General features: G+C 40.5%; 14 protein-coding genes and 1 pseudogene. 4 read left to right on the forward strand and 11 right to left on the reverse strand.

What is annotated here, in order from left to right:
* Window positions 1-428 precede the first annotated feature (428 nt).
* Window positions 429-614: pseudogene (locus T356_RS21850) on the forward strand (hypothetical protein); the annotation flags it as partial.
* Window positions 615-665: 51 nt separating this feature from the next.
* Here T356_RS21850 and T356_RS0109725 read toward each other — a convergent pair.
* Complete coding sequence (locus T356_RS0109725; RefSeq protein WP_026512708.1) at window positions 666-878, reverse strand: hypothetical protein; 213 nt, start codon at window positions 876-878, stop codon at window positions 666-668.
* A gap of 179 nt (window positions 879-1,057) precedes the next feature.
* Between T356_RS0109725 and T356_RS0109730 the strand changes: the two genes are divergently transcribed.
* Together T356_RS0109730 and T356_RS0109735 are read left to right on the forward strand one after the other, a co-directional pair.
* A complete protein-coding gene (locus T356_RS0109730; RefSeq protein ID WP_026512707.1) occupies window positions 1,058-2,320 on the forward strand; it encodes a DDE-type integrase/transposase/recombinase in 1,263 nt (420 codons plus the stop codon).
* Window positions 2,320-3,126, forward strand: coding sequence for an ExeA family protein (locus T356_RS0109735; RefSeq protein ID WP_026512706.1), 807 nt, complete (start codon window positions 2,320-2,322; stop codon window positions 3,124-3,126). Before T356_RS0109730 ends, T356_RS0109735 begins: the two co-directional genes overlap by 1 nt.
* A 329-nt stretch (window positions 3,127-3,455) precedes the next feature.
* Here T356_RS0109735 and T356_RS0109740 read toward each other — a convergent pair whose 3' ends face one another.
* From T356_RS0109740 to T356_RS0109795, 10 genes are all read right to left on the reverse strand, one after another.
* Window positions 3,456-3,752, reverse strand: a complete 297-nt coding sequence (locus tag T356_RS0109740; RefSeq protein ID WP_026514319.1) for an immunity 53 family protein — start codon at window positions 3,750-3,752, stop codon at window positions 3,456-3,458.
* A gap of 14 nt (window positions 3,753-3,766) precedes the next feature.
* Window positions 3,767-4,351 (reverse strand): immunity 53 family protein, encoded by a 585-nt coding sequence (locus T356_RS20840; protein WP_081777809.1) that lies wholly within the window; start codon window positions 4,349-4,351, stop codon window positions 3,767-3,769.
* 212 nt (window positions 4,352-4,563) lie between these two features.
* Entirely contained in the window at window positions 4,564-4,842 is a 279-nt protein-coding gene (locus tag T356_RS0109755; RefSeq protein ID WP_026514320.1) for an SMI1/KNR4 family protein, read from the reverse strand.
* On the reverse strand, window positions 4,829-4,957 hold the full coding sequence (locus T356_RS21645) for a hypothetical protein (RefSeq protein WP_255346959.1): 129 nt from the start codon (window positions 4,955-4,957) through the stop codon (window positions 4,829-4,831). The genes T356_RS0109755 and T356_RS21645 overlap by 14 nt, the downstream gene beginning before the upstream one ends.
* 712 nt (window positions 4,958-5,669) lie before the next feature.
* A complete protein-coding gene (locus T356_RS0109770; RefSeq protein ID WP_026514322.1) occupies window positions 5,670-6,275 on the reverse strand; it encodes a DUF6088 family protein in 606 nt (201 codons plus the stop codon).
* 99 nt (window positions 6,276-6,374) lie between these two features.
* On the reverse strand, window positions 6,375-6,908 hold the full coding sequence (locus tag T356_RS0109775; RefSeq protein WP_026514323.1) for a metallophosphoesterase: 534 nt from the start codon (window positions 6,906-6,908) through the stop codon (window positions 6,375-6,377).
* Between the two features lie 256 nt (window positions 6,909-7,164).
* Complete coding sequence (locus tag T356_RS0109780; protein WP_026514324.1) at window positions 7,165-7,566, reverse strand: hypothetical protein; 402 nt, start codon at window positions 7,564-7,566, stop codon at window positions 7,165-7,167.
* 62 nt (window positions 7,567-7,628) lie between these two features.
* Window positions 7,629-8,021 carry a resolvase gene (locus tag T356_RS19055; RefSeq protein ID WP_242846586.1) on the reverse strand — a complete coding sequence of 131 codons (393 nt, stop codon included), beginning with the start codon at window positions 8,019-8,021 and terminating at the stop codon, window positions 7,629-7,631.
* A gap of 115 nt (window positions 8,022-8,136) precedes the next feature.
* Window positions 8,137-8,580 carry a hypothetical protein gene (locus T356_RS19060; protein WP_051563341.1) on the reverse strand — a complete coding sequence of 148 codons (444 nt, stop codon included), beginning with the start codon at window positions 8,578-8,580 and terminating at the stop codon, window positions 8,137-8,139.
* 52 nt (window positions 8,581-8,632) lie between these two features.
* Complete coding sequence (locus T356_RS0109795) at window positions 8,633-9,259, reverse strand: type I restriction enzyme endonuclease domain-containing protein (protein WP_026514325.1); 627 nt, start codon at window positions 9,257-9,259, stop codon at window positions 8,633-8,635.
* A 116-nt stretch (window positions 9,260-9,375) separates the two neighbouring features.
* On the opposite strand from T356_RS0109795, the gene T356_RS0109800 reads away from it, so the two are divergent.
* Window positions 9,376-9,687, forward strand: a complete 312-nt coding sequence (locus T356_RS0109800) for a hypothetical protein (protein WP_026514326.1) — start codon at window positions 9,376-9,378, stop codon at window positions 9,685-9,687.
* The last annotated feature ends 40 nt before the right edge of the window (window positions 9,688-9,727 follow it).

Below are 9,727 nucleotides of genomic sequence, written 5' to 3' on the forward strand. Positions count from 1 at the left end.
TGTAATGCGTCGAATTAATCCTCTCACCTACCGAAGGTTTACTGCGGATTAATTTCTCGTTCTCCTATATATTGTCTATCTGAACGTGCTGTTTTTTACCGCACGTTTTTTTCGTGTCTATATTGACTGACTATCCCCTTCGGATCTATATTCATACAGTTGCATAAAAAATGAGGAAAGACAGCCCCTACCACAGTTCGTCCTTCCTCATTCACACCCTTAAGAGCTGCACACAGGTCCTGCGCAGGGTCAATGCCCTAATTATGGTTGCCTGTTCATAAGCAGTCATCTTAAGTCCCCTTTCATACCTGTCCAGAACGAATCCGGGGAATAATGAAAGGAGATACGTCTGTATGATACGGAAAAACTTACTGTTTATCAAGATGCTAAATATTAAAACTTCATCAAAAATCCTCTTTGACCGATTTATGACCCGCTTTGTTCCATCGAAGGAGACCTGTCCTGTCTGCGGATCCAGAGGCGAATGTCATGTCCACGCTTACTATGGTCGTACTATCACTGACTTTGTTAATGGTCGGAGACACAAATGCTCCATCAGTGTAATGAGGGTTATCTGTGACAGCTGTCATCACACTCATGCCATACTTCCTGACCACATCATCCCTTATGGGACATATGGGCTGTTCTTTGTGCTCAGGGTTCTGTCAGAGCACATCTTCCAATTCCGGTCCATTGAAAGCATCTGCGAAAGATATGAAATATCCATCAGTCAGTTCCGTAAGTGGAAGTGCCTGTTCAGGCAGCATAAGAAACTCTGGCTCGGTGAACTTGAAAATCTTAAAACAGATACCCGTGATTTTATGAAAACTCTGGTCAGTAATCCTTACAATGGATTCTCTTCGGAATTCATCAGCCATTTCGCATTCTCATTCCTTCAGTCGCATAAAAATCCATCTGTATGCTGTAGCGAATCCGCAGGGTACTGCCAGAAGATATTTCTTCCGGATTACAGAATCACCTGACCACACAACCGGTGGCTGTTTATGCCCATATCTTCGCTTTATGCTTTAGAAAACATAAAGGAGGATCATAATACATGAATAATAACCCTGAAATCACAAAGCAGGATGCCGACATGGCCCAGTTCCGCTTTGCACTCATAGCTCCTGTAGTCCAGGGGCTTTTTCCTGATGCATCAGCTACAGCTTATTACAAGAGAGTGACCGAAAACCCGCTCACACTTCCTGACGGAACCGTTGTAAAGTACAGCTACAAAACACTGGAGAAGTGGAAATCAGAGTACACTAACGGCGGCCTTGATGCGCTTCTTCCCGGAAGGCGCTCCGATATGGGCGTTTCCCGTGTTCTGAACGACGAAGCAATCTGTGAGATCTACCGCATGAAGCAGGAGCATCCCCGCATGAATGCCACCCAGATATACCACCACCTGGTAGCTGAATCATTCATCCCTGCCTGTGTAAGCGTCGACTCAGTACAGAGGTTCATCAAAAACAATGACCTCAAGTCCGCACGAAATCCCAATCTAAAGGACCGTAAGGCATTTGAGGAGGACGGCTTCGGAAAATGCTGGCAGGCGGACACCTGTTATCTCCCATATATCACTGAGAACGGTAAATCCAAGCGCGTCTACTGCATAATGATAATCGACGACCATTCAAGGCTCCTTGTCGGAGGCGGTCTGTTCTACAGCGACAACGCTTTCAACTTCCAGAAAGTCCTTAAACAGGCTGTTGCTACCTACGGCATTCCTGACAAGCTCTATGTCGATAACGGCTGCAGCTACTCCAACGAGCAGCTCTCCATGATCTGTGTGTCGCTTGGCATAGTGCTCCTGCATACAAAAGTACGCGACGGTGCCAGCAAAGGCAAGGTGGAACGCCATTTCAGGACACTCAAGGAAAGATGGCTGTACACACTGGATATCGGATCCATCACATCGCTCTCCCAGTTTGACAGCATGCTCAAGGACTATATGCGCACCTACAACACCACTTTCCATCGCGGCATCGATTCTACTCCAATGGACAGGTACTTAAATTCAGAATACAAACCCAAGCCGCCTCAGTCCGAAGAGTGGCTTGATGAGTGCTTCCTCAACCGCATAACCCGCAAGGTAAGGAAAGACTCCACCATCTCAATCGACAAGGTCAGCTTTGATGTCCCCATGCAGTTCATATCTGCAAAGGTTGATATCCGCTTTCTTCCGGATGACATGGATTCTGCCTACATTCTTTTTGATGGAAAACACTATCCCCTCCGCAGGACCAACCGCAATGAGAACTGCCATGTAAAACGCCAGAACCCTATCGACTACTCAAGGATTGGAGGTGTAGGCTGATGTACAATAGCTTCTATGGTCTGTCATACAATCCCTTTGACAAGCAGCAGCTCAAGGAAAAGGACTGCTTTATCTCAAAAGATTTCAACGAAATGACAAACCGTCTCAATTACCTCAAGGACATCAGGGGCATAGGAGTATTCACCGCAAGACCGGGCATGGGTAAATCCTATGCCCTCCGGTGTTTTGCAAACAGCCTCAACCCCAGCCTTTACCACATGGAGTACATGTGCCTGTCAACTATCAGTGTCGCCGACTTCTATAAACAGTTCTGCAGTATCCTGGGTGTGACAGAAAAAGGCGGTAAGCCTGCGATGTTCCAGGCAATCCGCGAGCAGATATCGTACCTTTTCAAGGAAAAGCGGCAACCTCTGCTCCTTGCAATTGATGAGGCGCAGTACCTGAACACCGGAATCCTTAATGACATCAAGATGCTGATGAATTATGGCTACGATTCCGTCAACTACTTTACGCTCATCCTTTGCGGTGAATCACACCTGAATGACACCCTTAGAAAGCCCGTTCATGAAGCCCTCCGCCAAAGGATCACCGTCCACTACAACTACAGCGGACTGGATGACGGTGAGGTTGCAGAGTATATACTTCACAAGATAAAGCTTGCCGGTGCATCCGAAAAGATCATTGATACCGCTGCACTGTCTGCAGCCCACAGCTATACCCAGGGCAACCCCAGACTCATCGACAACCTGATGACCGATGCCTTTGCCATCGGCTCACAGCGTAAATGCAAGGTCATCGATGCCGATATCATCCGTGATGCCGTTGAGAACCAGACTCTGGATTGATGAAATTTTCAATGTACAAGGCTGTGACTGTTTAGTCATGGCCTTATTTCAAAAAGCATTCCGAATGCTCTCTGGAATAAAGCTATGACAGTGTGCGGTGTTCCCGCCAATATCCTGCGGTCAGGAATTATACCGCACGGTCAGGGAGTGGAAACTGCCGAAAACAATCAGCCGTTGCCGCCTCCCACAATGTGCCGCCGGACACTTATAGCAGATGGCTACGAATCAATGTTCTATAAGAAAGATTAAAAAAATAGCAATCTTCAAAAATGGACTCCAATTTCCAAAACAGAAGATTGCTTTTTCTTATCTAAAACGATATAAAAAAATTATTGGTTGCTCTCAACCCACTCCTTAAATACTTTAATTATCTCTTCGATTTTATCTGAATCCCCACTACCGATAAATTTCTTATCTTTCACATAGCAAATAATCCAGTCATCATCAGAATTATCGATTCTGAGCATTGGAAATTCTTTATCTTCTAGGTCTGTATCCTCAAAATCAATCGTCACACACCATCCTGGATTATCTAACGCAAAAATTCTGATGCCGTAGCAATGCTCCCAATATCCATCACAATTATCTTTATACCAGTTTTCTAACCACTTAATATAATTTGTCATATCAATGCACTCCTTTATCCCGGTATTTCATCCGGATCGGCTTCTCGCACACCCCCCGTAGCATTGGAATCATGAACATGCGGGGACTTTATAATTTCTGCGGTTACCTTGTTAAAAGAAACACCTACCGCATCATATCTGATTTTCTCATCAAATCCACATGGATTCTCAGGATTGGGATTATACACCTTATAATTCAATATTTTTCCTGTATCGTGATCCTTAATAAACATAACATGTTTTTTATCTGCATCTATGTTTGGACCTATTTTGTTTCTGACTATATCTTTTAATTCCGAATTCTTTTCAAAACTTTCAACCCATTCTTTAAATACCTTGATTATTTCTTCTAATTTGCCTGGATCACCATATCCCATAAATTGATTATTTCTCACAAAACAATCAATCCAGTCATCATCAGAATTATCTACTTCCAGCTCTGGAAATTCTTTATCTTCCATATTGGTATATTCTAAATCAACTTCTACCGACCACCCTGGATTATCCAAAGTTCCGATTCTTACACCATATGAATGCTCCCATTCATCATAACAATTTTCTTTATACCAATTTTCTAACCATTTAATATAATTTGTCATCTTAATATTCTCCTATCTTGGAATATCCTCCGGAGTAGCGTCTCGAATATCTCCCGGAGTATTAGGATCGTGCGAATGCGGAGTTTGCACTTTCTTCTTAGTTACTTTATTATAATGGTCCTCACCTTTCGCATCATATCCAAATTTTTCATCAAAGTGGCTTGGATTCAAAGAGTTCCATTCATAATATTTATAGTTGGTTATCTCTCCAATTACTGGATTCCATATTGCTCCCTCTCATTTAAAGCATACGCAACTGAATTCCCCTCTAAAATCCCAGAATCATCCAAAGGATCTATTCCAAATATCTCATTTCCTTCAAAAGAAAGATAACCATATTCCAAATAAAAATCCTTTATTTCTTTTGAAAATTTTATATTTAAAATTCTCTCTGCAGCATCTATTTCGTCTTGTCTTTTTCCATCCAATGTTGTGTAAAACTTGCAGTTTTTTGCTAACTCCATAGCTTTTTTATAATCATGATAACTCATTTTCTTTTTTATCTGAATCCCAATTATAAGTTATTCCACTCTGCACATACTTTATAATATCTTTAAGCAGTGAATCCAGCTCTTTTGCATAAAAATAGTTCTCTTTAGCATCCATACTGTTTTCATAGAATAAAGCAATAAGTAGCTCATTATTAGGCTTACATACTACACATTTTGTATTACCTTGCGTCCAAATCCTAGGTAGAATCTGCCCCTCAACGCTTTCCAAAAGAGTATCTGTATTACCAAAAAGAATCAACTGTTCAAATAAATCATACGACTCAAGCTCTAGATTACTTTTTATTATTTCAAATCTCTTATTTTTTAATCTGCTTTTGCAACTATTGCAATATTATTTTTCTCTATCAATTCATTAATACTCATCTTCTATCTCCTAAAATCCAGGATCAATCCAGACTCCTGGCTCCACTTCTATCAATCTATTCCCTTTTTCTATCCAACTCTGTGTAATTTCATTATTTCTTAAAATATTTCCACCAGGTTCGTTATTAAATATAGACCTTGCAGGATGCCTACCAAGCTTTGAAACCTTATTAGCCAGAGCTGTATATCGTTTATATTTTTCCTTCTCTTCCTCGTTTCTGCATAACGGACAACCAAGTATAGGATCATACTTTAAAGAACCAAGTTCTTTTTTTACAAGTTAAATACAAATGCATCCTTATAAATGCAATCATGAAATAAATGATCCAGCATAAAACACACCCAAAAATCCTTTTCAACAATAGAAGGATGCATTTTCATTTTCTCTGCTGTACGAGAAAAAAGGACCTCCCTGTCCTCTTTACTGAGTAATGCTACATTTCTCACCTAATACATATCTCCTTTATTACTTTATATATCCACGCTGTCGTTGTTATTGCCTCACAAAGTATAGTTTCCTTATACGCCTTCGACAGCACATTTGATAATCTTTCTATATCTTCCTGCTGTATTTTATCTTTACCTATATACTTAATTGCCTGAATGACAGCTATCGTAATGAAACTTTTACCAGATATTTCCTTATTGGCACAATGCTTAAACTCAACCTGATACGAACCGATTTCATATTTACGATATGGGCCATCACTTATATAACTCCAGGTATTAGGTACCTGTGTAGATAAATGCAGATAATTTAAAGCCGTCTCTCCTGAAGGAGCAATAGTCCAGTTATATTTTCTGGCAATAGCTTCTGCTACTTTCTCAATATTAGGAGCACTATACTCTCCTAATAACTTACTGTAAGACGGCTTGTCATATATTCCCTTTATGACCCGCCTGATTGTTCCAGATTCACCAAGCCTCGATAATGCCTTGTTGGTAGGATCTGTTCCAGCAATATCAATAAAATCTATAGCCGAAAAAGCATAGCCAGAGCCGTAATTCTCTATTCTTTTTTCTATTTCAATCTGATATTTTTCTCTCATCTTACATTCCTTTCGTCAGATAAATTATATAGTTTATCTGACGAATTATCACGTTTATTACATAAAAATCGTGACAATAATAGAAAAACATACTTCAATTCAGTTATTCGGAATTTCCGAACAACTGCCAAAGAACTCAATAATCTGTTTCACCGACACAGGATAAAAGTTATTTGCATCCACTCCGACATCATACCTGAGCACACCTTCGTTCCTGTTCTGCTCGTTATAATCCATTCTCGCATGTATGTGCCCATGTAGCTGAATACTTCCGCTGTTTTTCTTGGGCCATGACAGCATAGGATAATGCATAAGTGCGAAATATCTTCCATTAAGTGAAACCGTCATGAAATCTTTTATGTCTTCAAATAATGCTGGATCATATTTTTTATCATGATTCCCATTTATAAGATATTTCTTGCCCTTCATTCTAGCTATAACACTGTTGGCTTGATTGACACTCATATGGTGGCAAATATCTCCTAGAATATAGACAGTATCATCCTTACCGACAACTGCATTGTAGTTTGTAAGTAGTATCCGGTTCATATCTTCTACAGATTCAAAAGGTCTGTTCTGCATGGTTATGATGCCTTTATGCCCCAGATGTAAATCACTTGTAAAATATATCATTCGCGCCCCTTTACACTTCTATCTTCTCAAACTCCCTCGATACCGAATCAATCACTACCATCGCAGATTCGCCAATTTGCCTTCCGTCCCGATAAGTAGAAAACACATCTGTCGAGATAAATCCATTTTCCTCATATATCTTATCAACAGGAGTATGCCCTACAACCTGCGTAAATGTCTCTTTTCTGAAAGCACCAACATTCCTGTGCTGTGGCCTAAACCAGAGTGGAGATTGATCATTCCAAAGATATTTTGGTTAGGCTTCATTTATAACAGATAAAATCTCATCTATATCAGCATCAATTAGTTCTTCATTCAGGCAGTTCACAAAATCTTCTGTCAGCCCGCCATGGCAAAAAAGGACATTATCAATCCTATGGATAATAGCTATCTGCAAAGAATCTGGCAGCTTATTCGTCAGCTCCTCCAGTTTGGATATAACTGTTCGCTCTGCATATGGAGAATACCCTGTTTCCAGCTTGCCCCACGGATAGCTCACATCATGATTACCATAGCACCACAGGGTATCAGGATTCTCTCTTGCAAATCTGATTGCCCGGTCAAAAGTATCTCTATAGCGCGCAATATCAAGTTCCATGTCCCAATCATCCGGAATATCCATTAAGCACACTGCTCTATCAGCTTTTCCACTGCGCATTATCTATTCTGCTCTATCAAAAATCCAGCTTTTCAAATGAATATCAGGTATTACAAGAACTTTCATTTCTTATACTTCTCCTTAAGTTCTTTCTGAAACTCCTCACGAGTCGCATCACCATTGAGCATCCTTTCAAGCTCCTTTTTTCCTGAATCACCAAGTCTGAGGTTGCTAATTTCCAACGTGGCTTCAGTCTGACGTAAAGCATCATAATAAGCCTTGTAACGATATGCAGTTCTCCTGCTTATTTTGCCTTCTGCTACAATCTCCATGATCGTCATACCACTTTCAAATTTTACAGCAAAGTCATTATATGACTGCGTCCAAGCTGCATCATGTTTCTGTCTACCAGCAAACTTACGACCTCTGTATTCCTCAAGCTCAGCTTTCAGATTAGCATTTTCCGCTTCAAGTTCACTGATCCTTTTCAGAGCCTCTTCCAAGGTAGTTATCATATTTGTCTCCTGTGTCAAGATTTTTATGACACAATTATAGCCATTCAAAAAGAGAGTGTCAATTTAATATTGACACCCTCCATGAATCTATTCATATTAACAAGCAGTTTATTGTTTAAAGCGCAATCTTTATTGTCTTCCTATCAGGATTCTTGGCTACTACCCTGTCCTTATCACCATCCGACCAGAACCGATCCATGATATAGCAGTCGTGGCAACAATACTTCCGGCCCTTCTTCCCATATGATGAAAAGAAGCGGCCACAATAGGCGCAAACCTGATTGTAATAAGCGCCAGCAGATTTATTACCTGCCTCAGGATGCTCTTTCCACCATCTTCTCCTGCACTCATCTGAGCAAAAGAGCTTTTTCCCGGAATGAGGCTTTCTTACATGATGCTTTCCACAATACTTGCAGTTATCAGGAGTATTGCGTTGTTCATCATAATGAATCTTTACCTGCTCCGCATATCCGTCAAGTCCATGCGTTTTACAATAGTACCTGACATTTTCCTTTGAAGTTCCTACTACAGCATGTTGTTTCTTCATAAAACTTTTCATTATGCCGCCGCAATCCAGCCATATCCCTGTATTGCCATATCTATGAAATGATTTAACAGCAAAGTGATTTTTGACTGGAATGATTCCTTATCATAGCTTTCCGGCAAATCGGCATCCAATGAAGTCTGTATAGCATCCTTACCTTCTCTCTTGGCATATCGTCTTTATACCAGTCAACCACCAATAAGCTCTTCCTGTTATCCGAAAGCTTCTTAAACAGATTCTTTGCTGCAAGCTTTACCTTCTGTTCTTCAGCATGCGTTAGCTTCTTACCTGCAATAAGCAGATCGTACATCTCAAGTTCTTCGTCTGACAGCCCCTCAGCCTCAGCCCTGGACTCCTCTTTTTTCATCTGTTCAATCAGTTCAAGCAACTGTTCATAGTAATCTTCGTTTTCAGATCCGCCAGCGTTATATCTATCGATAATGTTCCTATATCTCTGTAAAAAAGCGGTTCTTGTACAGTTCTTTTTCAACATACGCTGAAGTGCTTCATCAATAAACGCTTTTAGGTCATCAATCTCAATCGCCTTATACTGAGCAGTTTTGATTTCTGTTCTTAACTGCTCTACGTCTATTTTTGACAGATCAATGACTTTTGTGCCATGAATTGCCCACTGTCCATTAGGATCATCTGTAGCAACGGCTGATGTCACACTCGTATCAAGCAACTGTGCCATTCGCACCCTTGCACGATTAACCTTCTCATCATCGATTGTATTATGGAACAGTCCATAAAGATATGCGAGCGGCGCAAACTTATCATTGCTCCAATAAGTCTTATAGGAGTTTTATTATGTTTGATTATGCCGAATTATCCGTTTTTGAGCATGGGGATTTTGAAATCATTGATATTAGTAAAGAACATATAGAAATTATGAGCAAAGCCACCAATCAATATTGGCTCATACAAAAATTCACCAGCGTAGATTTTCCTCCCGTCGTGCTTTTCCATAAGCATACCGCTGACGGAAAATATCATGTTCACTTTGTATATGCCGAAGACAATGCTCTCCTCGCATATTCTGAAATAAGACAACATGACCGGTACATCTTAAAACGTGACAAGAAAAGAAAGTCCATTACTAAATCAGAACCACCGGCTTAGCCGGTGGTTTGTTCTGGCCCTATAAGGGCCTGTTGCCGGC

The organism is Butyrivibrio sp. LB2008 (assembly GCF_000621565.1).
GTDB lineage: Bacteria > Bacillota > Clostridia > Lachnospirales > Lachnospiraceae > Butyrivibrio.

What these genes read in the sequence shown, in the direction of transcription:
- T356_RS0109725 (WP_026512708.1), bottom strand. Translation starts at nt 878, where the DNA reads ATGGCTGATGAATTCCGAAGAGAATCCATTGTAAGGATTACTGACCAG.
- T356_RS0109730 (WP_026512707.1), top strand. Translation starts at nt 1,058, where the DNA reads ATGAATAATAACCCTGAAATCACAAAGCAGGATGCCGACATGGCCCAG.
- T356_RS0109740 (WP_026514319.1), bottom strand. Translation starts at nt 3,752, where the DNA reads ATGACAAATTATATTAAGTGGTTAGAAAACTGGTATAAAGATAATTGT.
- T356_RS19060 (WP_051563341.1), bottom strand. Translation starts at nt 8,580, where the DNA reads ATGAAAAGTTTTATGAAGAAACAACATGCTGTAGTAGGAACTTCAAAG.
- T356_RS21645 (WP_255346959.1), bottom strand. Translation starts at nt 4,957, where the DNA reads ATGGATGCTAAAGAGAACTATTTTTATGCAAAAGAGCTGGATTCACTG.
- T356_RS0109795 (WP_026514325.1), bottom strand. Translation starts at nt 9,259, where the DNA reads ATGGCACAGTTGCTTGATACGAGTGTGACATCAGCCGTTGCTACAGAT.
- T356_RS0109800 (WP_026514326.1), top strand. Translation starts at nt 9,376, where the DNA reads ATGTTTGATTATGCCGAATTATCCGTTTTTGAGCATGGGGATTTTGAA.
- T356_RS0109735 (WP_026512706.1), top strand. Translation starts at nt 2,320, where the DNA reads ATGTACAATAGCTTCTATGGTCTGTCATACAATCCCTTTGACAAGCAG.
- T356_RS0109775 (WP_026514323.1), bottom strand. Translation starts at nt 6,908, where the DNA reads ATGATATATTTTACAAGTGATTTACATCTGGGGCATAAAGGCATCATA.
- T356_RS20840 (WP_081777809.1), bottom strand. Translation starts at nt 4,351, where the DNA reads ATGACAAATTATATTAAATGGTTAGAAAATTGGTATAAAGAAAATTGT.
- T356_RS0109755 (WP_026514320.1), bottom strand. Translation starts at nt 4,842, where the DNA reads ATGAGTTATCATGATTATAAAAAAGCTATGGAGTTAGCAAAAAACTGC.
- T356_RS19055 (WP_242846586.1), bottom strand. Translation starts at nt 8,021, where the DNA reads ATGATAACTACCTTGGAAGAGGCTCTGAAAAGGATCAGTGAACTTGAA.
- T356_RS0109780 (WP_026514324.1), bottom strand. Translation starts at nt 7,566, where the DNA reads ATGCGCAGTGGAAAAGCTGATAGAGCAGTGTGCTTAATGGATATTCCG.
- T356_RS0109770 (WP_026514322.1), bottom strand. Translation starts at nt 6,275, where the DNA reads ATGAGAGAAAAATATCAGATTGAAATAGAAAAAAGAATAGAGAATTAC.